Annotated in this window: 21 protein-coding genes; 15 read left to right on the forward strand and 6 right to left on the reverse strand. The window is 60.7% G+C overall.

The window, feature by feature from the left end:
- Positions 1-6: 6 nt before the first annotated feature.
- Entirely contained in the window at positions 7-639 is a 633-nt protein-coding gene (locus ACR0AZ_RS00450) for a pyridoxamine 5'-phosphate oxidase family protein (RefSeq protein ID WP_480468959.1), read from the reverse strand.
- Positions 640-843: 204 nt separating this feature from the next.
- On the opposite strand from ACR0AZ_RS00450, the gene ACR0AZ_RS00455 reads away from it, so the two are divergent.
- Both ACR0AZ_RS00455 and ACR0AZ_RS00460 read left to right on the forward strand, forming a co-directional pair.
- Positions 844-2,001 carry an acyl-CoA dehydrogenase family protein gene (locus ACR0AZ_RS00455; protein WP_480468960.1) on the forward strand — a complete coding sequence of 386 codons (1,158 nt, stop codon included), beginning with the start codon at positions 844-846 and terminating at the stop codon, positions 1,999-2,001.
- 155 nt (positions 2,002-2,156) lie between these two features.
- Positions 2,157-2,909 carry a nuclear transport factor 2 family protein gene (locus tag ACR0AZ_RS00460; protein ID WP_480666507.1) on the forward strand — a complete coding sequence of 251 codons (753 nt, stop codon included), beginning with the start codon at positions 2,157-2,159 and terminating at the stop codon, positions 2,907-2,909.
- A 1-nt stretch (position 2,910) separates the two neighbouring features.
- On the opposite strand, the gene ACR0AZ_RS00465 is transcribed toward ACR0AZ_RS00460, so the two are convergent.
- Positions 2,911-3,801, reverse strand: coding sequence for a LysR substrate-binding domain-containing protein (locus ACR0AZ_RS00465; protein WP_480666508.1), 891 nt, complete (start codon positions 3,799-3,801; stop codon positions 2,911-2,913).
- 180 nt (positions 3,802-3,981) lie between these two features.
- On the opposite strand from ACR0AZ_RS00465, the gene ACR0AZ_RS00470 reads away from it, so the two are divergent.
- The 3 genes from ACR0AZ_RS00470 to ACR0AZ_RS00480 are packed head-to-tail and all read left to right on the forward strand — an operon-like array spanning position 3,982 to position 8,519.
- The gene (locus tag ACR0AZ_RS00470) at positions 3,982-6,174 is read left to right on the forward strand and encodes a dehydrogenase E1 component subunit alpha/beta (RefSeq protein WP_480666509.1); all 2,193 of its coding nucleotides are present in this window, start codon (positions 3,982-3,984) and stop codon (positions 6,172-6,174) included.
- Positions 6,171-7,205, forward strand: a complete 1,035-nt coding sequence (locus ACR0AZ_RS00475) for an ACP S-malonyltransferase (protein ID WP_480666510.1) — start codon at positions 6,171-6,173, stop codon at positions 7,203-7,205. Before ACR0AZ_RS00470 ends, ACR0AZ_RS00475 begins: the two co-directional genes overlap by 4 nt.
- A gap of 42 nt (positions 7,206-7,247) precedes the next feature.
- Complete coding sequence (locus ACR0AZ_RS00480) at positions 7,248-8,519, forward strand: NAD(P)/FAD-dependent oxidoreductase (RefSeq protein WP_480666511.1); 1,272 nt, start codon at positions 7,248-7,250, stop codon at positions 8,517-8,519.
- Between the two features lie 2 nt (positions 8,520-8,521).
- Here the strand turns inward: ACR0AZ_RS00480 and ACR0AZ_RS00485 are convergent, their stop codons facing one another.
- Positions 8,522-9,223 carry an SDR family oxidoreductase gene (locus ACR0AZ_RS00485; RefSeq protein WP_480666512.1) on the reverse strand — a complete coding sequence of 234 codons (702 nt, stop codon included), beginning with the start codon at positions 9,221-9,223 and terminating at the stop codon, positions 8,522-8,524.
- Between the two features lie 103 nt (positions 9,224-9,326).
- Between ACR0AZ_RS00485 and ACR0AZ_RS00490 the strand changes: the two genes are divergently transcribed.
- A complete protein-coding gene (locus ACR0AZ_RS00490) occupies positions 9,327-10,178 on the forward strand; it encodes a LysR substrate-binding domain-containing protein (RefSeq protein WP_480666513.1) in 852 nt (283 codons plus the stop codon).
- Here the strand turns inward: ACR0AZ_RS00490 and ACR0AZ_RS00495 are convergent.
- On the reverse strand, positions 10,169-11,071 hold the full coding sequence (locus ACR0AZ_RS00495; protein ID WP_480468968.1) for a LysR family transcriptional regulator: 903 nt from the start codon (positions 11,069-11,071) through the stop codon (positions 10,169-10,171). The two genes, ACR0AZ_RS00490 and ACR0AZ_RS00495, sit on opposite strands and share 10 nt — an antisense overlap.
- A gap of 77 nt (positions 11,072-11,148) precedes the next feature.
- Between ACR0AZ_RS00495 and ACR0AZ_RS00500 the strand changes: the two genes are divergently transcribed.
- The 5 genes from ACR0AZ_RS00500 (at position 11,149) to ACR0AZ_RS00520 (ending at position 18,326) form a co-directional block, all read left to right on the forward strand.
- Positions 11,149-14,361 carry a reductive dehalogenase gene (locus tag ACR0AZ_RS00500; protein WP_480666514.1) on the forward strand — a complete coding sequence of 1,071 codons (3,213 nt, stop codon included), beginning with the start codon at positions 11,149-11,151 and terminating at the stop codon, positions 14,359-14,361.
- A gap of 129 nt (positions 14,362-14,490) precedes the next feature.
- Positions 14,491-15,357: an FAD binding domain-containing protein gene (locus ACR0AZ_RS00505; protein ID WP_480666515.1), complete on the forward strand. Its 867-nt coding sequence runs from the start codon at positions 14,491-14,493 to the stop codon at positions 15,355-15,357.
- Positions 15,354-15,833, forward strand: coding sequence for a (2Fe-2S)-binding protein (locus ACR0AZ_RS00510; protein ID WP_170408211.1), 480 nt, complete (start codon positions 15,354-15,356; stop codon positions 15,831-15,833). The genes ACR0AZ_RS00505 and ACR0AZ_RS00510 overlap by 4 nt, the downstream gene beginning before the upstream one ends.
- Positions 15,833-18,088, forward strand: a complete 2,256-nt coding sequence (locus ACR0AZ_RS00515) for a xanthine dehydrogenase family protein molybdopterin-binding subunit (RefSeq protein ID WP_480468971.1) — start codon at positions 15,833-15,835, stop codon at positions 18,086-18,088. Before ACR0AZ_RS00510 ends, ACR0AZ_RS00515 begins: the two co-directional genes overlap by 1 nt.
- Positions 18,081-18,326, forward strand: a complete 246-nt coding sequence (locus ACR0AZ_RS00520; RefSeq protein ID WP_480468972.1) for a MoaD/ThiS family protein — start codon at positions 18,081-18,083, stop codon at positions 18,324-18,326. The genes ACR0AZ_RS00515 and ACR0AZ_RS00520 overlap by 8 nt, the downstream gene beginning before the upstream one ends.
- Here ACR0AZ_RS00520 and ACR0AZ_RS00525 read toward each other — a convergent pair.
- Together ACR0AZ_RS00525 and ACR0AZ_RS00530 are read right to left on the reverse strand one after the other, a co-directional pair.
- Positions 18,323-18,769 (reverse strand): hypothetical protein, encoded by a 447-nt coding sequence (locus tag ACR0AZ_RS00525; protein ID WP_480666516.1) that lies wholly within the window; start codon positions 18,767-18,769, stop codon positions 18,323-18,325. The two genes, ACR0AZ_RS00520 and ACR0AZ_RS00525, sit on opposite strands and share 4 nt — an antisense overlap.
- Before the next feature lie 128 nt (positions 18,770-18,897).
- Complete coding sequence (locus ACR0AZ_RS00530) at positions 18,898-19,770, reverse strand: LysR family transcriptional regulator (protein WP_480468974.1); 873 nt, start codon at positions 19,768-19,770, stop codon at positions 18,898-18,900.
- 100 nt (positions 19,771-19,870) lie between these two features.
- On the opposite strand from ACR0AZ_RS00530, the gene ACR0AZ_RS00535 reads away from it, so the two are divergent.
- Genes ACR0AZ_RS00535 through ACR0AZ_RS00550 form a run of 4 tightly spaced genes read left to right on the forward strand, consistent with a single transcriptional unit; the run spans position 19,871 to position 24,598 of the window.
- Positions 19,871-21,313 (forward strand): aldehyde dehydrogenase family protein, encoded by a 1,443-nt coding sequence (locus tag ACR0AZ_RS00535; protein ID WP_480666517.1) that lies wholly within the window; start codon positions 19,871-19,873, stop codon positions 21,311-21,313.
- Entirely contained in the window at positions 21,313-22,290 is a 978-nt protein-coding gene (locus ACR0AZ_RS00540; RefSeq protein WP_480666518.1) for a membrane dipeptidase, read from the forward strand. The genes ACR0AZ_RS00535 and ACR0AZ_RS00540 overlap by 1 nt, the downstream gene beginning before the upstream one ends.
- Positions 22,287-23,972 (forward strand): hypothetical protein, encoded by a 1,686-nt coding sequence (locus ACR0AZ_RS00545; RefSeq protein ID WP_480468977.1) that lies wholly within the window; start codon positions 22,287-22,289, stop codon positions 23,970-23,972. Before ACR0AZ_RS00540 ends, ACR0AZ_RS00545 begins: the two co-directional genes overlap by 4 nt.
- On the forward strand, positions 23,969-24,598 hold the full coding sequence (locus ACR0AZ_RS00550; protein ID WP_480666519.1) for a DUF3726 domain-containing protein: 630 nt from the start codon (positions 23,969-23,971) through the stop codon (positions 24,596-24,598). The genes ACR0AZ_RS00545 and ACR0AZ_RS00550 overlap by 4 nt, the downstream gene beginning before the upstream one ends.
- Positions 24,599-24,608 lie beyond the last annotated feature (10 nt).

Genomic DNA, 24,608 nt, shown 5'->3' on the forward strand with positions numbered 1-24,608 from the left:
CGCGGGTTAGGTGGTTGCAGACTTCAATGCGGCCAGTTCCTGACGCAGTCTTTGATTTTCGGCCTGCAGCTCAGCCAATTGCTGACCCAGCGCGTTCATGTGCGGCCTCAATTGGGCCTCAGTAAAGCGGGGCGTGATGTGGCGCGGGCAGTTCCAGTCCAGCGCTTCGACATGGAGGATCGCGGCGCGCTCAGCCTTGGCTTCGGCACCCTCTGGAAAGAGGTGGGCAGCAGCATTTGCCCCTTCGGTGAAAGCCATCCGCCCAAGTATCTTAAGGCGGCGGCTGTTTGCGTAATCCATCAGGATCAGCGCAACCCGGTCGTTGCCGTCCAGATTGCCGCGCGAAATATACTGCTGATTGCCTGAGAAATCCGCATAGCCGATGGTTCGGTCGTCCAGAACCCTGAGAAATCCAATCGGTCCGCCACGGTACTGCACATAAGGCCAGCCTGTCTCGGACACGGTGGCCTGATAGAACCCGTCCCGGGCCTGAATAAACTCTTGCTCAGCCGGACCAATCCGGTGGCCTTGCTGCGGCCCACCTTCGATGAATTTTGCATAACCGTCCGCCGAACCCATGCGCTCTTGGTGGGCGCGCACGGCGGGTGTGAAGGTCAGTTCGGAAAAGGCACGCGGCATGGGTTTTCTCTCGTCGATATGGTTGGCAAGGATAAAAGCCGCTTGGGATGGGCTTGTCACCCGGTGGAACTCAGATGTGATCCCAAGAGGTTGGCGCACAAAGGGACGTTGCGTAGCGAACTGCGCGGACGCAACGTCACATGGATTGGAAGGAATCGCGTGCAAGGATAGCGTTGAACAAACACTTGATCTGGAGAGCTTTTGATGTCGCTTTTTACCAGCACCGCCGCCTGGGTTACTGACGAACACCGGATGTTTGCCGATATGGCGGGCCGGTTCATGGATGATGCACTGGTGCCCAACGCCGAAACCTGGATCGAAAACGGTGTCGTGGATCGCGCGTTCTGGCTGCAGGCCGGGCAGGCGGGCCTGATGGCGGGCTCGATTGCCGAGGAGTATGGCGGCGTGGGTGGCGGCATGGGATTTGATTCCGTGACGCTCTATGAGCAGACCGCACGCGGGGACGCCGGTTGGGGGTACGGGATCCAATCCATCGTAACCCACTATATCACTGCCTATGGCAGCGAGGATCAGAAACAGCGATGGCTGCCGAAACTTGCGTCGGGTGAGATGATCGGTGCGCTGGCTATGACCGAACCGGGCACCGGGTCGGACGTGCAGGCGGTCAAGACCAGCGCCGAAAAGGATGGCAATTCCTATCGGCTGAACGGGTCCAAGATTTTCATCACCAACGGTCAGTCCGCCGATCTCGTGATCGTCGCGGCCAAAACCGATAAATCGCTGGGCGCCAAGGGGGTGTCGCTGATCGCGGTCGAAACGGAAGGGGCCGAGGGGTTCCGACGCGGGCGTAACCTGAAGAAGCTGGGGATGAAGGGCAACGATACGGCTGAGCTGTTCTTTGAAGACGTCAAAGTGCCCATGACCAACCTGCTGGGCCCGGAAGAGGGGCAGGGGTTCTATCAACTGATGAAACAGCTGCCATGGGAGCGGTTGACCATTGGCATCATGGCGCTGGGCGCGATTGACTTCGCCATCGCCGAGACGGTGAAATACGTGCAGGAGCGCAAGGCCTTTGGTCAGAGGGTAATGGATTTCCAGAACACCCGTTTCAAACTGGCCGAATGCAAAACCAAGGCCGAAGTGCTGCGCAGTTTCGTCAACGATTGCATCGGCAAGCTTGAGGCAGGTGAGTTGGATGCGGCCACCGCCTCGATGGTGAAATACTGGGGCTCTGAAGTGCAGAACGAGATCATGCACGAATGTCTGCAACTTTTCGGCGGCTATGGGTTCATGATGGAATACCCGATCGCGCGGCTCTATGCGGATGCGCGGGTTCAGATGATCTATGGCGGCACCAATGAGGTCATGAAAGAACTCATCGCCCGTTCGCTGGACGTCTGAGGCAAAGCGCTCCCGCCCGCGCCTGCCTGGCCCTCCTGCCGTCCGCAGGACGCAAGGCCGAAGGTCGCGCAGCCTTTGACGCGCACCGACATTGCCGATGCGCAATCCGCCTGCCATGATTGCTACAAGTTGGTTCGGCAAAAAGGAACGTGCTCATGGCGGCGTCGAACAAATCCCGCATCTGCGCCTTGCTCAAAAGCATCGAATCCGGTGATCCCGGCCCGATCTCGGTGGTGAACGAGGCGCGCTACATCCAGCATAACCCGCAGACCCATGAAGGCAGCGAGGGGCTGGCTGCGTTGTTCAAGCGTCTGTCCGAGACCTCTCCGCGCGTCAACATCGTCCGGGCGTTCGAGGATGGGGCGTTTGTTTTTGCCCATACCGAGTATGATTTCTCGCGTCGCAATATCGGGTTCGAGGTGTTCCGTTTTGCAGATGGGCAGGCGGTGGAGCATTGGGACAACATACAGGCCCGCCAAGGCCCCAATGCGTCGGGTCACAGTATGGTTGATGGGTCGACTGAGGTTGGTGATCCTGCATTGACCGAACAGAACCGGGCTTTCGTTCGATCCTTTGTTGAGGCGGCTCTGATTGGCGGTGATTTGGAGCAACTCGCCTCTTGCATCGATGCGGCTGCCTACATGGAACACAACCCGCGCCTGACCGATGACATTGCCGTGTTGCGGGCTGAACTCTCAGACCCAGACAGGGTGAATTATCGGCACCTGCATCGGGTTTTGGCTGAGGGCGATTTTGTTCTGACCGTCTGCGAGGGTGAGTTTCAGGGGAAGCATAGCGCGTTCTATGATCTCTTCCGCATCGCGGATGGCAAGATCGTCGAACACTGGGACACCGTCGAAGCCATTGCGCCACGTGAGCAATGGAAAAATGGCAACGGCAAGTTCTGACTTATTCCGAAGCCAGTTGATCCCTTAGCCAATCCTGAAAGGATTTCAGCGGTTCGGGCGTGGCACGGTCATTGGGCCAGACGAGATAATAGTCGCCCAAACTGACAGGAGGTCCTTCCCAAGCGGGCACCAGACGCCCGGCTTCCAGATCGTCCTGCACCAGATATGCAGGTAATAGACCGACGCCCAATCCATGTATCGTGGCCTGTATCATGGTCGAGAACTGATCAAACAGCATCCCTCGTAAGCCGGTGACGGAATGGCCCTGCATTTCAAACCATTTCTCCCAGGCGTCCGGACGTGATTCCAGATGCAGTAATGGGGTGGTGCGAAGGGCCTCCAACGTGTCGGCGGTGGTTCCGATCAACCCCGGTGCGCAGACCGGCAGCACCTCTTCTCGCATGATCGGCAGATAGTGGACCCCGGCCCAGTCTCTCTGGCCGAAATGAATGGCTGCATCGAAGGGTTCAGAGGCAAAATCGAACGGCTTCAGCCGGGTGCCCAGATTGACCGTGACCTCAGGGTGGCGGCGGGCAAAGCCCTGCAGCCGGGGGGCAAGCCAATGCATGCCAAAAGCGGGCAGGATCGAAAGGTCCAGTGAACCGCCCGCCGGGTTTGCCTTCAGCTTCAGCGCCGCCTGCGCCAGTTCCTGCAGCGCGGACCTTGCGGTTTGCACATAGTCTTTGGCCGCAGGTGTCAGATGCAGACGCATCTGGCTGCGCTCGATCAGTTGCACGCCCAGCTGATCTTCCATCGTCTTCAGCTGACGGCTGATTGCGCTTTGTGTCAAAGACAACTCTTCCGCTGCGGCTGATGCGCTGCCCAGCCTGTCGACGGCCTCCAATGCCAGCAGAGACGAAACGGAGGGAAGAAACCGGCGTGGTGCAATCATATGATGAAACCTCATACCTTTTGGATGCAATAGCACTGGTTTTTTCCCGCTGCCAGAGCGATGAGTTTAAAATGACCCCTACGCTCGCCAGAGCGTTGAGCTTGAAATCCCCGGCAGAGCGCGGGACAAATTAGCCAGTGGCCGACGGGCCGATGACACCGACCAGACAAGGCAAGACCCATGGACCGTGCCCAGATCGTACATGAGAACTTCCTGACCCGCGTTGCACAGCGCGACCTGCCCGAAGGTGCGCCTCCGCGACCTGGGCTCAGCCCGACCGATGCCGTGTCGCTGTTTCGGTCACAGGTGCTCAGCCGCGCCTTGGATCGGACCAGTCGCGCCATGCAGAAGACGGGGCAGGGGTTCTATACGATCGGGTCTTCAGGACATGAGGGGATGGCAGCGGTTGCCCAAGCGTTGAGGCCGACGGATATCGCGTTCCTGCATTACCGCGATGCCGCGTTCCAGATCGCCCGCGCCGAACAGGTGCCGGGCCAGCAGATCGCCTGGGACATGCTGTTGAGTTTTGCCTGTTCCAAAGAAGACCCCACCTCGGGCGGGCGGCATAAGGTTCTGGGCTCCAAGGCTCTGACGATCCCGCCGCAGACCTCTACGATTGCCAGCCACCTGCCCAAAGCTGTCGGCACGGCCTATAGCTTGGGTGCGGCGCGGCGGCATGATCCGGAGCATCGGAATCTTCCTGAAGACGGGATTGCGATGTGTTCCTTCGGCGATGCCTCAGCCAACCATTCGACCGCGCAGGGGGCGATCAACACCGCGGGCTGGACCAGCGTGCAATCGACCCCACTGCCGCTGCTGTTTGTCTGCGAAGACAACGGGATCGGAATTTCGGTTAAGACTCCCAAGGGTTGGATTCAGGCCTCGATGGAGCATCGGCCCGGGATCAAGTACTTTCAGGCCAATGGCCTCGACATATACGAGACATTCGCCGTGGCGCTGGAGGCTGCCGACTATGTCCGCACCCGGCGCAAGCCCGCGTTCCTGCATCTGAAAACCGTGCGTCTTTATGGCCATGCCGGTGCGGATGTGCCTACGACCTACCTGCCGAAAGCCGAGGTTGAGGCGGATGAGGCCAACGACCCTCTGTTGCATTCCGTGCGCCTGCTGGATCAGGCGGGGGCATTGTCCCCGGATCAGGCGCTGAAAATCTACGAAGAGACTTGCGCTCGCACCGACCGCGTGGCGGCGGAGGCTGCCTCACGCCCCCATCTGGCCAATGCGGCCGAGGTCATGGCCAGCCTGATCCCGCCCAAGCGCCCATGTAAACCGACCAACGGCCCCAGCGCCGAGGCGCGGGCCAAAGCCTTCGGCGGGGACATGCGCGCGATGGATGAGCCCCAACCGCTGAGCCGCCTGATCAACTGGGCGCTGACCGATCAGATGCTGGAACATGCCGAGATCGTTTGCATGGGCGAAGATGTGGGCCGCAAAGGTGGCGTCTATGGCGTGACACAGAAGCTGCAGCAACGCTTTGGTCCGGACCGGGTGATTGATACGCTGCTGGATGAACAATCCATTCTGGGTCTTGCGATCGGTATGGGCCACAATGGTTTCATCCCGATCCCCGAGGTCCAGTTTCTGGCCTATCTGCACAATGCCGAGGACCAGATCAGGGGCGAAGCTGCAACCTTGCCGTTCTTCTCGAACGGGCAGTTCACCAACCCGATGGTGCTGCGGATTGCGGGGCTCGGATACCAGAAGGGCTTTGGCGGGCATTTCCACAACGACAATTCACTGGCCGTTTTGCGGGATATCCCCGGTGTAATTATCGCCTGCCCTTCGACCGGGGCGGATGCGGTGCAGATGCTGCGCGAGTGCGTGCGATTGGCGCGTGAAGAACAACGCGTGGTGGTGTTTCTTGAGCCGATTGCACTTTATCCCATGCGTGATCTGCACGGGGCGCAGGATGGCGGATGGATGACCACCTATCCTGCGCGGGATCAAATAATTGCGCTGGGCGAGGTGGGCGTACATGGGGATGGCACCAATCTCGCCATCGTGACCTATGGCAACGGGCATTACCTGTCGCAACAGGCTTTGCCCGAAATTGAGGCGGCGGGTCTGAAAACCCGGATTGTCGACATGCGTTGGCTGGCTCCTCTGCCGGTCGAAGCTTTGCGTGAAGCCACCAAAACATGCGCGCATGTTTTGATCGTTGACGAATGCCGCAAGACCGGCAGCCAGTCCGAGGCGCTGATGACTTTCTTCGCCGAAGAAAGTCCCTCCACCCCAACCGCCCGCGTGGTGGCCGAGGATTGTTTCATCGCTACTGGTCCTTCCTATGCTGCGCCTCTGCCCTCAAAAGACGATATCGTCGCGGCAGCGTTGAATCTGACCGGAGGCGCATCATGACCCGCACCGCCGTTGTGATCTGTCCCGGTCGAGGGACCTATAACAAGCTTGAACTGGGCTATCTGCACCGTCACCACGCCGACCGGATGCAGATGTTCCGCGACTTTGACACCATCCGCGTCGAGGCCGGGCAGGAGGCCGTCACCGCTCTGGACGGTGCGGACCGCGACACCGTCAATGTATACTCGCGCGGAGATGTGGCGTCCCCGCTGATCTATGCTGCGTCGCTGGCTGATGCACAAACGCTGGCCGAGGACATCGAAGTGGTGGCCGTCACGGGCAATTCAATGGGATGGTACATCGCACTGGCCGCCGGCGGTGCCCTGTCGCCCGAGAACGGCTTTCGTGTGGTGAACACCATGGGCACACTGATGCAGGAGCATCTGATCGGCGGGCAACTCGTTTATCCCTTCACAGACGATAGCTGGGCCAATGACCTCACCCGCAAGGCTGACCTTTTGGCCGACGTGGCGCGTATCAACCAGATCGAAGGCCACACATTGGCTTTGTCGATTGATCTCGGCGGCATGCTGGTTCTTGCAGGCAACGAGGACGGCCTGAAAGCGTTCGAGGCTTCTCAGCCAACGGTACAGGAACGCTTTCCCATGCGATTGGCGAACCACGCCGCGTTCCACACGGCGTTGCAAGCGCCGGTTGCGGCCGAAGGTCGGGCGCGGCTGGGGGCGGACCTTTTCGGCCAGCCGGATCGCCCCCTGATCGACGGGCGCGGTAAAATCTGGTGGCCGGGGGCGACGGATACGCAGGCGCTGTGGGATTACACTCTGGGCCATCAGGTGACCGAACCTTACGATTTCACGCGCGCGATCCAGACTGCGGCCCGTGAATTTGCTCCCGATCTGTTCATTGTCACCGGACCCGGAACCACCTTGGGCGGCGCAGTTGCGCAGTCGCTGGTTCTGTCTGATTGGCGTGGCATGGGTGACAAAGCCGCGTTCCAGGCGCGGCAAGAGGCGCAGCCCTTCCTGATCGCCATGGGTCGTGACGATCAAAGGACGCTTGCAACCGGCTGATCCTGCGCCCTAATGGACCCGTAATACTGCAAGGAGCGCGATGTGAGCGATCATGATCAGTCCCTTTGGTCAGAGACCTGCCGCGAGCACGTGGAAAGCCAACCTCTGACCTGCGACATCACCGTCGATCTTGCGGTCATTGGCGGTGGGTATACCGGCTGTTCGGCCGCTCTGACAGCCGCGCAGGCGGGGGCCTCGGTCTGTGTGTTTGAGGCGCAGGGGATCGGGCATGGAGGCTCCGGTCGCAATGTTGGGTTTGCCAATGCGGGCCTGTGGTTGCCGCCTGAAGAGATACGCAAATATCTGGGCACGGAAGCCGGGAACCGCCTGATCGATCTTCTGGGTGCGGCTCCATCCGAGGTGTTCGACCTGATCGAAGCACATGGGATCGATTGCGACCCGGTCCGCAATGGCACCCTGCATTGCGCGCATTCGGCGGCCGGTTTGCGCGACCTGCAATCCCGCTACGCGCAACTGAGCGCGACAGGTGCTCCGGTCGAGTTGCTTTCTTCGGATCAGGCCACGAACCGCACCGGTAGCGAGGCGTTTCAAGGAGCGTTATTTGACCCGCGTGCAGGTACGATCCAGCCACTGGGATATGTGCGCGGTCTGGCGCGCGCGGCGCAGGAGGCCGGCGCGCAGATCTTTGTACAAAGCCCGGTGCGGTCGACGCGGCATGATGGCGATGTCTGGATATTGACGACGCCACAAGGCACCGTTCGGGCAAAGTCGGTGATCCAGGCGACCAACGCGTATCACCAGAATCTGGCCGACTCTGCACCGGCTTATGTGCCGGTCTATTATTTCCAATACGCCACGGCACCTCTGTCTGACAATCTGCGGGCCAGCATTCTGCCGGGCGGTGAGGGGGCGTGGGATACCGGCCTGATCATGACCTCGCTCCGGATGGATCACGAGGGGCGCTTCATCCTCGGTGCGATGGGCGATCTTGCCCATGCGGGAAGCGCGACACATACCGCGTGGGCCAAGCGTAAATTGGCCGAGCTTTATCCGCAACTGGCCGATCAACCCTTGGAACAAGGCTGGCACGGGCGCATTGCCATGACCTCGGACCATATCCCCAAGATCACCCGGATCGGACCGAACGCGCTTGCCATCCACGGATATTCGGGTCGCGGTATCGGTCCCGGCACCGTGTTTGGCCGCCTGACCGCGCAGAGCCTGTTGCAGGACGACCCCGTGCTTTTGCCGGTGCCTGCGGTGTCCGATTACAGCGAGCGCTGGACCGGCCTGCGCCGCGCCTATTTCGAAACCGGCGCGGCGCTGACGCATCTCATCAAGGCCCGGTTCTGACGTCAGACAGACCGGGTGATTCCACCGTCGACGCGAATGTTTTGTCCAGTGATGTAGCCTCCGCCTTCGGAGGCGAGCATGGCCACGACCGAGGCGATCTCATCATAGCTGCGCCCATAGCGGCCCAGTGGAATGCGCGCGCGGAACTCTTCCTTCTCGGGCAGGCTGTCGATGAAACCGGGTAAGACGTTGTTCATGCGGATGTTGTCCGCGGCGTATTGGTCCGAGAACAGCTTGGTAAATGCCGCCAGCCCCGCTCGGAATACGCCAGAGGTCGGAAACACCGGATCAGGCTCGAAGGCGGCAAAGGTCGATATGTTGATGATCGACCCACCGCCCTGCGCCTGCATGATCGGGGTTACCAATCGTGTGGGCCGTACGGCGTTCATGAAATAGACATCCATGCCGGTGTGCCAATCCTCATCCGTCAGTTCCAGTACCGGCGCGCGAGGGCCGTGACCTGCCGAGTTGACCAGCACATCGATCCGCCCCCAATGGGCTATCGCGGCATCGATCAGCTTCTGCAGATCGTCATTTGATTGGTTCGAGCCGGTGATGCCCACGCCGCCCAACTCATTCGCCAGCGCCTCACCCTTGCCCGAGGAAGACAGGATGCCGACCTTGAATCCGTCCGCTGCCAATCTGCGCGCACTGTCTGCGCCCATGCCGCTGCCGCCTGCGGTGATCAAAGCTACTTTTTCCATCTACACGCTCCTATGCCTTGTTTCGCAAGACGATGGCGCAGCAAGATCAATTTGACCAATCAGTTCTGTTGCGCATTGGCAGTAGAAAATCTACAGTCAGGGAATGCCCGCTCTTCCACCTCTCAACGCGATGCGCGCCTTTGAAGCATCGGCGCGTCACCTGAATTTTCGCCTTGCCGCGGAAGAAATCGGCGTAACCCAAGGGGCGGTTGCGCAACAGGTGCGCGGGCTTGAGGCACGACTGGGGACGGCGCTGTTCGAACGCCTTCCACGAGGATTGCGCCTGACCGAAGCGGGGCGTCGGTTCCACGCACCGCTGCGCCGGGCGTTTCGGCTGATCGAAGAGGCTGTAGATGATTTGGCCGATCAGCGGCAGATCACGATCTCGGTCACGCCCAGCTTTGCCTCAAAATGGCTGGTGCCGCGTCTGAGTGATTTTGTGACCCGATATCCCGACATCTCGGTGCAGGTCGACGCGCGCGAGCGGTTGGCGGATTTCAGGTCGGACGGAGTCGACATCGCAGTGCGTCAAAGCCGAATGCCGATTGCACAGGGCTTGCAGGCGACGCCCCTGTTTTCGACCGAGTTCGTGGTGGTTGGCAGCTCGGAGCTTGCCGCGCAAATCTCTGGTCCAGACGATCTGATGCAGCACGTTCTGCTCAGCGATTCCCATGGGCTGTGGCCCCTGTTTCTGGAACGCGCCGGGGTCGATGGGCGACCCCGGATGATGAGTTTCAGCCAGACAAGCCTGGCGATAGATGCCGCAATCTCTGGGCAGGGGTTTGCGCTGGCCAACGCACCGCTTGTGTCGGCAGAACTGGCCTCGGGTCGGTTGGTGCAGCCGCTCTCCGAGGTGCTGGTTGATGACCTGAGCTTTTTCATCGTCACCCCGCAGAAACCGCGTCAACCAGAGTTGGTGAGACAGATGCGCGACTGGTTGCTGTCTCAGGTCTGAAGAGTTGTGGCAATGGCCTCAATCCGTTCGCGTAACCAACGATGTGCCGGGTCGTTGGCCGAGCGTTGGTGCCAGACCATATAGATCGACACCGGCTCGCATTTGAACGGCAGCGGCGCGCAGTCCAGCGCTGCAAGCGGACCGCGTTTCATCAACGCCGTATCGGTCGAGATCAGGTCGCTGCCTTTCACGAAGGGCGGGATCGCGTTGAAATGCGGCAAGGTCACGACGGGCGGTCTGATCTGGCTCTGATCCACGCCACGCATAACAGCGCGGGCGTTTCGCCCATCGGCAAAGCGCACCTCGACATGGTCGCTGTTGCAATAGGCCTGCCAATCCTTGGGCGGATCGCGACGGGAGGCGTCGTAGAATACTATCAGCGGGCTGGTAATCAGCCGTTTCTGAAAGATATCCGGCCCATCCGGCGGCAGAGGGGTCAGCATCAACTGACACCGATCGCTACGCAGCAGGTCCGGGTCGGGAACGCCCGAGGGGATGAACTCCAGCCGCAACCGGACGCCTTCTTCACGCGTTTCCCGCAACAGATCGGGAAATATAAGCTCGCGCGGCATATCATTTGTGGCGATCTGAACGTCCATCTGCTCGGACAGCGGATCAAACGGGCGGCCTTCGGTCAGCGCGCGCATGCTGTCCAACACCTGCTGTACCGGCTCTTTCAGAGACAAAGCGCGCTCGGTTGGGGTCAGTCCCTGACCGGACCTGACAAACAGCGGATCGCCCAGCACCTGCCGCAACTTACCGAGCGTATGGCTGATAGCCGATTGCGTTACGCCCAGCCGGTCCGCGGCTTTCGAGACCGAGCTTTCTTCGAGTATCGTCAGGAACACCCGCAGGACCTTGCCGTCGAGATCTGTGAAATCAATTCTGCTCATACCATCTATGATTATTCATGAATGGTTTTGGTGTCCATGCCGGGGTAGGGGAGTGGGCAGCAAGCAGGAGGCGCGCAATGGGGATCCGCTTTTTCTCGGACAAGAACAGACCTGTTCACATGGGTCCGTTCCCGCTGGAACGGCTGGCGCGGCAGGATCGGATGCCTGATCTGGCGCTGGTCGAACCGATGCGCGCACTCAGCTTTCACAGGCCCGAGCAGCCCGAAAGCATCGTGAATGCGATGTGCGAATTTCAGGCGATGATGGACGCGATCCGGGATGGGTTCGTGAATCCGGTTGCCTCGGAGATTCCTGCCAACCCTGTGGATCGTGCCAACCATCTGAAAGCATTCGGCTATTTCAATGATGCGTCGATGATGGGCTGCGGGCCGCTGCCTGCGGAGGCGATGCTGGCTGAGCCGCGGCGCAACCCGGATATCGACCGGCTGGCCCATGCGCTCAAAACGCGGCAGACCAAGACACTTGCCTCGGGCATCGACGTGATCATGGCGGACCTGAAAGAAAGCATGGAGGCCGCGCCGAAACCCATCGACTCTCATCGTCATGCGATTGTGTTCCTCTATGAGTTCAACCGCGACCCTGAGCCGTCAGAGCCGGGTACAGACTGGATCGGCGATGCGCAGGATCATCGTGCGTGCCTGCTGGCGACCGAGAATGCGGTGGTCATTGCCAATTACATCCGCCTGCTGGGCTTCGATGCGCGTGCGCATACGGCAATGTCGTCCGAGGTCGATCTGGGCAAGCTGGCGGTTGCGGCGGGACTGGCCTCGGTCGAGGACGGCGCGGTTGTGGTGCCGTGGCTAGGCAAGCGGTTCGGTTTGGCCGCCGTGACCACCGAGATGGAGATCGCGCATGACCGCCCACTGCGCCCGATGGCCGACCAGCCTTGGTTCCGCACGCAAGGACCCGCTTGGTGGCTGGGTGCGGGCTTTGCAAAGAACGCGCTGAACCGGGATGCCTATGCCAAGCGGCGTTATGTGGACGGGGCGCATCCGTTTGAGAACCTCAAACGGGTCGACACTCCGACCACCTATATCGACGAGGAAAACGTAGCCCGCGTGCCCAAGCGCGCGGATATGTTCGCACGGGCCCAGTTCGGTGACATGGGTAAATCGCTGCAGGATGCGACCAAGGGCGGGCACTACGTGCGCAAATCCGCCCCCAGCTTTGCCCAACGTCGCGCGCTGGGCGCGTTTGTTCTGCTGCAGGACGGTGACAGAGCCGAAGCGGCGCGGCCAACAGATGCCGAAAGAAATGCCCAGAATATCAAGGCCGCGACCTATTTCCTTGGGGTCGATGCGGTCGGCCTCAGCCGGTGCCCCGAGTGGAGCTGGTATTCCCACGACGCCACCGGGGAAGAGATCGTTCCGCCCCACGATCAGGCCATCAGCATGATCATCGATCAAGGCTATGAGACGATGGAAGGTGCCAGTGGTGACGATTGGATCAGCGTCGCCCAATCGATGCGCGCCTATCTGCGGTTCTCGCTGCTCGGGGGCGTGATCGCGCAGCAAATTCGCAATCTCGGCTACAAGGCCAAAGCGCATACGGTGATGGATGGTGAGGTGCTGCAACCGCCGCTGCTGCTGCTGTCGGGATTGGGAGAGGTCAGCCGGATCGGCGAAGTCATCCTGAACCCCTATCTCGGCCCACGCCTGAAATCTGGTGTGGTGACCACTGACATGCCGATGGCGCATGACAAACCTATCGATTTCGGCCTGCAGACCTTTTGCGAGTCTTGCAACAAATGTGCCCGCGAATGCCCCTCGGGTGCCATCACCGCCGGTCCGAAGCTGATGTTCAACGGCTATGAAATCTGGAAATCTGATAGCCAGAAATGCGCCACTTATCGCATTACCACGCCGGGCGGCGCGATGTGCGGGCGCTGTATGAAAACCTGCCCGTGGAATCTGGAGGGGATCTTCAAGGAACGTCCCTTCCGATGGGCCGCGATGAACATCCCGCAGGCCGCGCCTGCCTTGGCCAAACTGGATGATGCCGTCGGCAACGGGGGTCTAAATGACATCAAGAAATGGTGGTGGGACATCGAACTGGAACCCGACGGGGCCTATCGCCCATCCCAGCATTCTTTGAACCGGCGGGATCTGCAAAAAGACCTCGATCTGAAATACGAGGATCAGACGCTCGCCGTTTACCCCGCGCCCTTGGCACCGCATCCTTGGCCATACCCGTTCAACATGGACCGCGAAGCCGGGATTGCCGCCTATGAGGCGATGGTCACCGCCGAAGACTACAAGACGCGCAAAGCGGCGGGCGACATGTCGGTCATCCATCGCTATCAGGTCGCCGGGGACGCCCCGGTGATGCGGGTCGAACTGACCAAGGTCGATAAGATGACTGCGGACGTCACCAAGTACGAATTCTCGACCCTCGACGGCGCGCCTTTGCCCCAATGGACCGCTGGGGCGCATCTGGATGTGCTGGTCTCGCCTGAATTCCTGCGGCAATATTCGATGTCGGGCGACCCTTCGGACCGCACAATCTACCAGATCGGTGTGCTGCGCGAGGATGAAGGGCGCGGAGGCTCGGCCTTGCTGCATCGTATCTTCAATGAAGGGCGCAAGGTCTTCATCTCGAAGCCGATCAACCACTTTGAGCTGGATGAGACCGCGACCAGAACCTTCCTGATGGGCGGCGGTATCGGTATCACGCCGATGATTGCCTTTGCCCATCGCCTGTACGGGTTGGGCAAGCCCTTCGAGCTGCATTATTCCGCCAGCACCCGCGCCGGTGCCGGATATCTGGACGATCTGGCAGCTATGCCATGGGCCGATCATGTACACTATCATTTCTCGGATGAAGGCACGCGCGCCGATCTGGAGGCTGTTCTGGGCGGATATCAGGACGGCTGGCACGTTTATACCTGCGGCCCGGACCGCTATATGGACGGTGTTATACAGGCTGCCGAGGCGCAGGGTTTCCCCGAAGAAGCGCGGCATCTGGAGTATTTCTCGGTCCCCGAACAGCCCGAATATGAAAATAACCCGTTCACTCTGAGGCTGGCGAAATCGGGCCGGGACCTGACCGTTCCGGCAGACAAGGATGCTGCTCAGGTGTTGAACGAAGCGGGTTTCCACGTCGATGTGAAGTGCTCCGACGGCATTTGCGGTGTCTGCAAATGCGGCGTGATATCCGGCGAGATCGAACATCGCGACTTTGTCCTGTCCAACAAACAAAGAGAAGGCGCGATCATCCTATGCCAAAGCCGAGCAGCCGCACCAGACGGGGTGATCGAGATCGATCTGTGATCATTGGTGAAAAAACGACATTTTGAATTAGAAAAATTGGTCGATCCAGCCATGGACGCCGCCGATTTGCTGGACTAACGTCCCCGGCGAACCCCAGTCTATCCTGATCAACAGGTGCGAGGTATTTTCATGGATTATCACAGCCCCGCCAGCTTTGCCGAGGCGTCGGCTCTGGCCGCAAATGCAACGGGCATCACTCGGTTTCTGGCAGGCGGCACCGATGTGCTGGTGCAGTTGCGCTCGGAATTGGTGACGCCCGATACGCTGATCGACATCAAGAAGATCGACGGCGTTAGCGAAATTACCTGCAATGCCGATGGCAGCTGGACGCTGGGCGTCGCCGCGACCGGTGCCGAGATGAGCGAACACGCCGAGTTGGGGCGCGACTGGCCGGGTGTGGTCGAGGCGATGGACCTGATCGGTTCGACTCAGGTGCAGGGGCGGGCCACTCTGACGGGCAACCTGTGCAATGGTTCCCCGGCGGCGGATTCGGTGCCTGCGATGGTTGCAGCGGGCGTTACGGTCACTGTGACCGGCCCGGACGGCGCCCGCGAGGTTGCGGTTGAGGACATTCCGACCGGCCCGGGCAGGACATCACTGGCCAAAGGCGAACTGATCTCGGCGGTGAACATTCCTGCGCGCGGAGAAAATGGCGGTGATGCTTATCTGCGCTTTATCCCGCGCACCGAGATGGATATCGCGGTGGTTGGTGTGGGCGTTAACGTGCGTCTGGATGGCGATACCATCACCGAGGCGCGTGTCTCGCTGGGCGCTGTCGCGCCGACCGTACTGCTGGTCGAAGACTGTGCGAAAGCGATAATCGGCAGCACCTTGGACGATGCAGCGCTGGACGCTCTCGCTGCAGCGGCCTCGGCTGCCTGCAACCCCATCGATGACAAACGCGGCACCATCGCGTTCCGCACCGAAGTGGCTGGCGTTCTGGCTAAACGCGCCGCGAAAATCGCCTATGCCCGCGCGAAGGGAGAACAAGCATGAGCAAGTTCCACGTATCCACCACTGTGAACGGGGACGCGGTCGAATATCTCTGCGACCCGCGCGAAACCCTGCTGGACTGTCTGCGCGACAAGCTGAACCTGACCGGCGCGAAAGAGGGCTGTGGCACCGGCGATTGCGGCGCGTGTTCGGTCAGCGTCGATGGCCGTCTTGTGTGCTCGTGCCTGATGTTGGGCGTCGAGGCCGAGGGCAAGCAGATCGAAACGGTTGAAGGAATCGCGGACGGCGACGTGCTGCACCCACTGCAGAAGAAGATGATCGAATACGCCGCCCTGCAATGCGGCATCTGCACCCCGGGCATTCTGGTGGCGGCCAAGTCGCTGCTGGAAAAGAACCCCAACCCCACCGAAGAGGAAACCCGGTACTGGCTGGCAGGCAACCTCTGCCGCTGCACCGGCTATGACAAGATCATTCGCGCCGTGATGGATACGGCGGCTGAAATGCGGGAGGCGTCATAATGGCTCTGGACGATCGCAAATCTGATTTCACCTTTGTCGGCACCCGCCCTGACCGCCCCGACGGTCTGGACAAGGTGACGGGCCGCGCCAAGTTCGGTGCAGATATCTCGGCCCCCGGCATGCTGCACGGCGCCATCCTGCGCTCGCCTCATGCGCATGCGCGGATCGTGAAGATCGACGCCTCCAAGGCCGAGGCCCACAAGGATGTCAAAGCCGTCGTGACCCGCGCCGATTTCGCCGATGTCCCGTTCAAACCGGGGCTTGAAGGCGAATTCTGGAACGTGCTGGAAAACGTCATGGCGGGTGAAAAGGCGCTCTATGACGGCCACGCGGTGGCGGCAGTTGCAGCGACATCGGCCCTGGCGGCACGCGATGCGCTGAAGCTGATCGAGGTCGAATATGAGGTCCTGCCTCATGTCACCGACGTGGACAAGGCGATGGCCCCCGACGCACCCGTCATCCGCGAAGGTGCGGCGGATTATTCTGTGCCTGAGGGCATGCACCCCAACGTAGTGCGCTATCACGAAAGCGGCCATGGTGATGTCGAAGCCGGATTTGCCGAGGCCGATCTGGTCGTCGAAGACAGCTTTGTCACCGAGGCCACCCATCAGGGTTATATCGAACCGCATGCCTGCATGGGCTCCTTGGGCATGGATGGCAAGGGTGAGCTGTGGTGCACCACCCAAGGTCACTGGATCGCGCAGAAAACCTGCGCCGCGCTGCTGGGGATCGAAACTTCGCAATTGCGCGTGACCGCGTCCGAGATCGGCGGCGGCTTTGGCGGCAAGACCACAGTGTTCATCGAGCCGGTCGCGCTGGCGCTCAGCCGCAAGGCAAACCGCCCGGTCAAGCTGGTGATGACCCGGTCCGAGGTGTTCCGCGCTACGGGTCCGACCTCATCCGCGTCGATGGATATCAAGATCGGCATGAAGAAAGACGGCACCATCACGGCGGCTCAGGGCATTTTCCGCCTGCAAGGTGGAGCCTTCCCGGGTGCGCCCGGCGACATGACCGCCATGTGCGCCTTTGCACCCTACAACCTGACCAATGTGCGTCAGGTCGGCTATGACGTGATGGCCAACCGCCCGAAACAGGCCGCCTATCGTGCACCGGGCGCTCCGATGGGCGCGTTTGCCGTTGAATCCGTTCTGGATGAGCTGTGCAACAAACTGGGCCTCGACCCGTTGGATGTGCGTCTGAAAAACGCGGCTCATGAGGGCACCAAGGCCAGCTATGGCCCGACCTATGAGCGCATCGGCCTAGTCGAAACGCTGGAAGCTGCGAAAGCGCATCCACATTACGCAGCCCCGCTGAAGCCGGGGCAGGGGCGCGGGATCTCCTGCGGATTCTGGTTCAACCATGGCGGCGAAACCTCGGTCTCTCTGGCCCTGTCCGAGGACGGCTCGGCCCAAGTCATGGTCGGTACGCCGGATATCGGCGGCTCGCGCGCGTCAATGGCGCTGATGGCGGCCGAGGTTCTGGGTATTCCCTACGAGAATATCCGCGTGACCGTCGCCGATACGGCAACGCTGGGTTACAATGATGTAAGCCACGGCAGCCGCGTGACCTATGCCTCGGGCTTGGCGACCATCAAGGCGGCCCGCCATGCGGTCGAGCAGCTATGCGCCCGTGCCGCAGCCAGCTGGGGTATTCCGGTTGATGCGGTGAAGTGGGAGAACGGCTGTGCTGTGCCCTCAGGCCCCAACGCCGGTGACTTCGACCCTCGCCCGCTGGCCGATATCACCGCCCATATGGGCGCGACCGGCGGCCCGATCTCGGGCCATTTCGAGGCCACGCCTGAAGGCGCGGGTGTATCCTTCGGCACCCATATCGTCGACGCTGAGGTTGATCCGGAAACCGGCAAGACCAGCATCACCCGCTACACGGTCATTCAGGATGCGGGCAAGGCGATCCACCCGACCTATGTCGAAGGCCAGTATCAGGGCGGAGCCGCGCAGGGCATCGGCTGGGCGCTGAACGAGGAATATATCTATGGCGACGACGGTCGTCTGCAGAACTCGATCTTCCTCGACTACCGCATCCCCGTTGCCAGCGACCTGCCGATGATCGACACGGTGATCGTCGAAGTGCCCAACCCCGGCCACCCGTTCGGTGTGCGTGGTGTGGGCGAGACCGGCATCGTTCCACCTCTGGCCGCAATCGCCAATGCTGTGTCCAACGCAGCGGGCGTGCGGCTGAAGCAACTGCCGATGTCCCCGCCGCGCATTCTGGCCGCGCTCAAGGACAATGGTTGAGGTCCACCTCTGGTCCAGCCTCCGGTCTCTGACCGGGGGTTGCGAGGTGGTCGAGGTCGAGGCCAAAACCACCGGAGAGCTGCTGCGCGAACTGGTGCGCGCGCATCCGCAGCTTCAGGCCCCGATTGATGCGGGCGTGTCGATTGCCATAGACGGGCGCGTCATCGCCAGTGGCTTGACCGAACCAATCCCCGAAGGCAGCGAAGTCTATCTCATGCAACGCCTGCGCGGCGGCTAGTGCCGCCGATACCGCTTGGGGGCATAGCGGTAATGCGGCGCGCGATAGGCTCTGGACCGCAGATGCAGCCTCTGCGCCCGGTATCTGGGATGATTATACGCCGGGTGCCGATAATTAGGGCGCTTGTATGCCGGGTGATGATACAGCTGCTTTTGCTTCGGCTGCTTGTATATTTTCACCTTGGGTTTCTTGTGTATCTTCAGCTTGATCTTGGGTTTGTGCACGTTGATTTTCACAACCGGAAAGTCAACCTGCGCCGGGTTCACAGCAAGCGTGTGATACCGCGTAATACGCGGCTCCGCCGTGCCATGAAAAGCGGCATCCGATGCCGAGACGCGCTTGTATCCCGATGGGCCATGCACCGCGATCTCCTGCGCAGCCACAGCTTGCCCGGCCAGCAAAACAACGAGTGCGGGCAGATATGTCGTGATGGACTTTTTCATCATCTCTCCTATCTCTGACACCACTTGTGGGCCTGATAGAAAGATGTGGTTGCCCTTGGTTTCTGCCCAATAAACCTTGCTCACAGCATGGCGAGAGAATGTGCAGAGCGGTGTCTGACGTTTCCCGGTCAGGAAAATCCGTGCGACAGGATAAACTGACTGCAGGCCCTTGTCAGAGAGGGGAAGCGGGTCCTCTCACGAAGATAAAGATAGACCTGCCGCTTGTCGTGCAGATTCGCGATGGGGCAGAAGGCGACCTCCGAGGGCAGGAACTCGGTCACCGTCTTGGGTAGGACGGTGATCCATCTTCCGGACCGGACCATCGTGATCAGGGAATGGGTGTTGTGGATGGTGACCTCGGCTGTCTCGGCCACGGCTGCAAAGTCCGGAGTCTGGATCAGGTCACACAACGCGTTGCGTATGAAGGGAGCATTCTGCAAATCCACGATGGTCGGCGGCGTCTTTTGTGTGATCAGCGGATGATCCGAAGCCGCTACAAGGCCAAATGCATCCTCGAACAGGGGAACGGCTTTGACCCCGTTCAACGCATGCAGCCCCGAGGCGATGCCGATATCCGCCTGATCACCGGTCAGCGCGTCCAGCACCTGCTGGGTGTCGGTGTCGCGCAGCTCAATCTGTACACCGGGGTACTGTCTGCTCATATGCTCCAGAAGGTTCGGAAAGATCAGCGCGCCGACAGACGGGACCGACACGATGCGGATCAGGCCTTGCTCGGCATGGGCTGCAGCTTCGATATTCTGGACTGTCTGATCGAACTGCCGAACCTGTTGCAGCGCCAGATCGAACACTTGCTCTCCCAGTGCGGAGAGTTGATTTTTACGTTCACCTTCAAACAGCTTCTTGCCCAGATGATCCTCAAGCTGTTTCAGGGTCATCGACAGGGCCGATTGGGTGCGGCCCAACCGGTCTGCAGCCTCGACCAGATTGCCGGTTTGGGCAACGGTACAGAAACAGCGCAGCATTTCGATCTTCAGTGTCAAATTTCAATTTTCCTGAACTTAACTTCAATTGTTTGAGTTTGACTGATGTCGCCCGAAGAATCCATCCTATGGAGAACAAATTCTGACTCTGGGGCGCAACGTGACCAAACTGAACCTGATCGCTGGCGAATGGCTGGCGGGCGAAAGCGAAATTGAAAACCGCAATCCATCGGACCTGAGCGATCTGGTCGGCATGTTTGCTCAGGCCAGCGCCGATCAGCTTGAGGCGACGCTGGATCAGGCGCGTATCGCACAGGCCGAGTGGGCGGCTTACGGGCTGGAGCGCAAACAGGCTGTGCTGAACGCCATCGGCACTGAACTGATGGCCCGCGCCGAAGAGCTGGGCACGCTGCTGGCCCGCGAAGAAGGCAAACCGCTGGCCGAGGGCAAAGGCGAAGTGTTCCGCGCCGGTCAGTTCTTCACCTACTATGCCGCCGAATGCCTGCGCCAGATCGGCGAGAACGCCGATTCCGTCCGTCCCGATATCGAGATTGACGTGCGGCGCGAAGCGGTTGGCGTGGTCGCCATCATCAGCCCGTGGAACTTCCCCACCGCGACGGCGTCGTGGAAGATTGCACCTGCTCTCTGCTATGGCAACGCAGTGGTCTGGAAGCCTGCCAACATTACGCCGGCTTCGGCAGTGGCTCTGACCGAAATCATCGAGCGGCAGGATATCCCCAAGGGTCTGTTCAGCCTCGTTATGGGGTCTGGGCGTAGCATCGGCCAACGGCTGGTCGAAAGCCCGAAGGTCGACGCAATTTCCTTCACCGGTTCCGTGCCAGTGGGCAAGGGCATCGCCGCCGCCGCCATTCAGAACCTGACCAAAGTACAGATGGAGATGGGGTCCAAGAACGCACTGGCCGTGATGGACGACGCCGATCTGGATTTGGCGGTGACGCTGGCCTTGGGCGGCGCATTCGGTGGCACAGGGCAGAAATGCACAGCCTCATCGCGGTTGGTGGTCCATGCGGGTATCCACGATGCGTTTGTCGAAAAACTGGTGGCAGGCGCGCAGGCGATGAAGGTTGGGCATGCGCTGGAAGAGGGCACTCAGATGGGTCCCGTTGTCAGCCAGCAGCAGTTGCAGGAAAACCTCGCCTATGTCGATCTGGGCAAAACCGAAGGGGCCGAGCTGGCCTGTGGCGGTCAGCGTCTGGAAATGCCGCATGACGGGTTCTACATGTCGCCGGGCGTGTTCCTGAACACCAATAACGAAATGCGCATCAACCGCGAGGAAATGTTCGCGCCGCTGACCAGCGTCATCAAGGTCGGCAACTATGACGAGGCGCTGAGCGTGGTCAACGACACCAATTTCGGCCTGACCTCAGGCATCGTGACCAAATCGCTGGCCCGGGCCACTCATTTCCGCCGCAACGCGCGCACCGGTGTGGTGACGGTGAACCTGCCCACCGCAGGCACCGACTACCACGTGCCCTTTGGCGGACGCGGCGACAGCTCCTATGGTCCGCGCGAACAGGGCAAGGCGGCGGCGGAATTCTACACTACCGTCAAAACCGCCTATATCAGCGCAGGCCCGGTCTGATGCTGATTGACGGGCTGCAATATGCCAACTGGTCGGAGAAGATTTTCCGCCAACTGCGCGAAGGCGGCGTGGACGCGATCCACGTCACCATCGCATATCACGAAAGCTTCCGCGAAACGGTTCTGAATTTTGAAAAGTGGAACCGTTGGTTCGAACAATACCCCGACCTGATCATGAAAGGCCGCTGGGCCAGCGACATCGACACCGCGCGCGCATCCGGACGGACGGCTGTGTTCTTCGGGTTCCAGAACCCCAGCCCCATCGAGGACGATATCGGGTTGGTCGAGATACTGCATGACCTGGGTGCCCGCTTCATGCAGCTGACCTATAACAACCAGTCGCTGCTGGCGACCGGCTGTTACGAGGCCGAAGACACCGGTATCACCCGCATGGGCAAGCAGGTAATCAAAGAAATGAACCGTGTAGGTCTTGTTGTCGACATGAGCCATTCGGCGGACCGGTCGACCATCGAGGCCGCCGAACTGTCCGAGCGTCCCATCGCTATCACTCACGCCAATCCGCACGAATGGTCACCCGCGTTGCGCAACAAGCGCGACGACGTGATCCGTGCGGTTACACAAAACGGTGGGATGCTCGGCTTTTCGGTCTATCCTCATCACCTGAAAGACAAGTCCGACTGCACGTTGGAGAGTTTCTGTGAGATGATCGCCCGCACGGCTGAGAAATACGGTGCCCACCATCTGGGGATTGGCACCGACCTGTGTCAGGATCAGCCCGACAGCGTGGTTGAATGGATGCGGGTCGGACGCTGGACGAAACAGATCGATTACGGCGAAGGCTCGGCCTCGGCCCCCGGTTTCCCGCCGATGCCGGGCTGGTTTCAGGACAACCGCGACTTTGGAAATATCGCATCCGGCCTGCGCGCCGCAGGCATGAACACCGAAGAGGTCGCCGGGATCATGGGTGGCAACTGGTATCGCTTCTTCACCGACAATTTCGGCCCCCAAAGCGCATGACCGATCAAAGCCCTCATATCGCGCGCCGCGACCCGGCCTTGGTAATGCGCCTGTCGCGATTGGGATCGCTGCATCAATGCCGCCTCAGCTTCATGCGGCAACTGACCCGCCGGATGGCGGCTGAGAACTGGACGTTCACGCGCGCGGTCTTCCAGATTGACGACAAAGGTGTTGGCCACGCGGTCTATACCGCGCAAGGCCCGGAACGGGCCTATTCGCTGGTGGCGTTCGCCCATGATTTGCCGCCTGAGCAACGCTCGGATCGCGTGATTGCCGAAGCCTGGGACGCGACCTTCGCGCTTTTCGACGGTATCCCGACTGAAGATGACATCGACCGCCTGTCGCGGAACGTGCCCCTGCAAGAGGCCGGGCGGGTGAGCGAAAACGAACTGTCTCTGTCGCGTGCCAACCGTTCGGTGCGTCTGTGGGCGCATGTGGTAGACCGTCTGGCTGCCGGTCAGCAACCCGATCTCGAACAGATTTACAAGGTCGGCTACTTGATGCGGACCACCGCCGTTTACGGCTCGGGCAAATTCGGCGCAGCGGATCGCGAGAAGATTGCAGACCGTGATGAGGTCAGCGCGCCATTTCAGGCCGAGATGCTGTCGGTCTATCTGACACGAACTTTCGTGCGTGATCTGGTGCAGCACATGGCCCGCGCCAAAGGCGGCGACCAGACGGCAGAGCTGGACCCCGACATCGCGCGCTGGCTGGGCATCGGCAACTCGACCGGGCTGGGCATGGCGCCCTTCATCGTCAACCATCCCGTTCTGTTCAACAACTGGATCATGGTGCGGGAAGAGGCCATTGCCCGTGTCCGGTCCGTCGAAACAGCCTCAGAGGCTGAATTGGCCTGCTTTCGCGATGTGTTTGAGCGCAGCAAGCTTTCGACCTCGTGGTGGCGGTCCGAACACCCCATTCAGATCGGGAAACTGGCCGCGCTGAATACCGATCTGGGCGCAATATCCGAGTATCTGGACCAAACCGACCTGACCCGGAATTATCCGTGGAACCGGCTGATCCTCTGGTCGCAGGATGCGCTGAGCGAGGAAGGGCAGGAACTGCTGGCCTCGCTGATCCTGGAACCCTACGGCGATCTGGTCGATGGGCTGACCAGCTGTATGGCAGACAGCAGCCGGACGGCGCATGTGATAGACGGCGCGATGCCCGTTGCTGGGGTGCGTGACCTGATCCGCGCCAGCTTTGGCTGGGCGCTGGATCTGGACTGGAGCGCGCCCGAACACTGCGCGCGCGCCTGGTATGTGTCGGAAGAAAAGCTCGAACCGCGACTGGGCGAGCGATTTGATGAGCCGATTGCAGACTATGAACAGCCGCTTGCACCAGCGCGCGATGCCGCTCTGGCTCACAAGTTGCTTTCTCAATGGCCGGAAACAGCACCCGTTGCCGATTTTCTGCTTGAGCATCCCGAACACCGCCACACAATTCGCCGCGCACAAATGAGCCGCGTCGCGCCCTACGGCGAGATCCGCGACAACACGATCAGCGCCGATGTTCTGCCGATCGACATGCTGCGTGCCAAACTCTCGTTTTTTGGTGCAACCCATTTCGACCCCCGTTCGGATCGTTGGGTGCGCATCTGCATGTATGCTGGCGCGCCGTATCCCGAGGATCTGAACAACCGAACCGCTGATATGTGGGTCTATCCGGAGCTTGCACCGTGAATGTGTCGCTGAACGAGATCGAAGCCACCGCCAAGCGCGCCACGCGCGGGGCCGGTTACCCTTGGGGGTTGGCGGAAGAGGCGGGCAAGGCCACGCGCTGGCTCTGTGCGCAAGGGATGGATGGCGCGAAATCCCTGGCGCAGCTGCTCGAACAAGGTCTGGCTGCCTCGCTCAGGGACCATCGACCGGTCGCGGCGCACGCGGATTGGGCCGGGCAGGGCGCGCTTTGTCCGATCATCACGGGCGCTTTACTATCCGATCGATCTGACCTGCTGCGCGCGGGTCCGATACGTATCCGAAACCTTGCGGCACCGATCCTTCTGATGCCCTTCGCGGCGTCTGCGGCCCGCGCTCAGAATTTGGTGATCACCCTTACGACCGGCCAGTTCATGGCCACAACGGACGGTGGATGCCTCACTGCCGGGCAGGACTGGCCCGCGCTTTCTGATGGCGTTGAAGTCGCGCTGGGCGGTCAGATCACCACCCCTCGACCACAAGCAACCCGCGCGACGCCGGATTCGGCAAGCTGGGATACGCTCAACCGATTTGCCCATCGCACCTATGCGCCCGCGACCGAAGAATCCCGCCTGTTGGGGGCCGGGGCTGGCCTATCCGATAACGACTGAATGAGAGACC

The organism is Ruegeria sp. BE3 (genome assembly GCF_056538865.1).

Bases quoted from the DNA above. Each gene is read 5' to 3' on its own strand.
- ACR0AZ_RS00485 (WP_480666512.1), bottom strand. From the start codon at position 9,223: ATGGAAAAAGTAGCTTTGATCACCGCAGGCGGCAGCGGCATGGGCGCA.
- ACR0AZ_RS00500 (WP_480666514.1), top strand. From the start codon at position 11,149: ATGGGGATCCGCTTTTTCTCGGACAAGAACAGACCTGTTCACATGGGT.
- ACR0AZ_RS00450 (WP_480468959.1), bottom strand. From the start codon at position 639: ATGCCGCGTGCCTTTTCCGAACTGACCTTCACACCCGCCGTGCGCGCC.
- ACR0AZ_RS00490 (WP_480666513.1), top strand. From the start codon at position 9,327: ATGCCCGCTCTTCCACCTCTCAACGCGATGCGCGCCTTTGAAGCATCG.
- ACR0AZ_RS00495 (WP_480468968.1), bottom strand. From the start codon at position 11,071: ATGAGCAGAATTGATTTCACAGATCTCGACGGCAAGGTCCTGCGGGTG.
- ACR0AZ_RS00505 (WP_480666515.1), top strand. From the start codon at position 14,491: ATGGATTATCACAGCCCCGCCAGCTTTGCCGAGGCGTCGGCTCTGGCC.
- ACR0AZ_RS00475 (WP_480666510.1), top strand. From the start codon at position 6,171: ATGACCCGCACCGCCGTTGTGATCTGTCCCGGTCGAGGGACCTATAAC.
- ACR0AZ_RS00515 (WP_480468971.1), top strand. From the start codon at position 15,833: ATGGCTCTGGACGATCGCAAATCTGATTTCACCTTTGTCGGCACCCGC.
- ACR0AZ_RS00510 (WP_170408211.1), top strand. From the start codon at position 15,354: ATGAGCAAGTTCCACGTATCCACCACTGTGAACGGGGACGCGGTCGAA.
- ACR0AZ_RS00470 (WP_480666509.1), top strand. From the start codon at position 3,982: ATGGACCGTGCCCAGATCGTACATGAGAACTTCCTGACCCGCGTTGCA.
- ACR0AZ_RS00455 (WP_480468960.1), top strand. From the start codon at position 844: ATGTCGCTTTTTACCAGCACCGCCGCCTGGGTTACTGACGAACACCGG.
- ACR0AZ_RS00525 (WP_480666516.1), bottom strand. From the start codon at position 18,769: ATGAAAAAGTCCATCACGACATATCTGCCCGCACTCGTTGTTTTGCTG.
- ACR0AZ_RS00520 (WP_480468972.1), top strand. From the start codon at position 18,081: ATGGTTGAGGTCCACCTCTGGTCCAGCCTCCGGTCTCTGACCGGGGGT.
- ACR0AZ_RS00545 (WP_480468977.1), top strand. From the start codon at position 22,287: ATGACCGATCAAAGCCCTCATATCGCGCGCCGCGACCCGGCCTTGGTA.
- ACR0AZ_RS00540 (WP_480666518.1), top strand. From the start codon at position 21,313: ATGCTGATTGACGGGCTGCAATATGCCAACTGGTCGGAGAAGATTTTC.
- ACR0AZ_RS00460 (WP_480666507.1), top strand. From the start codon at position 2,157: ATGGCGGCGTCGAACAAATCCCGCATCTGCGCCTTGCTCAAAAGCATC.
- ACR0AZ_RS00465 (WP_480666508.1), bottom strand. From the start codon at position 3,801: ATGATTGCACCACGCCGGTTTCTTCCCTCCGTTTCGTCTCTGCTGGCA.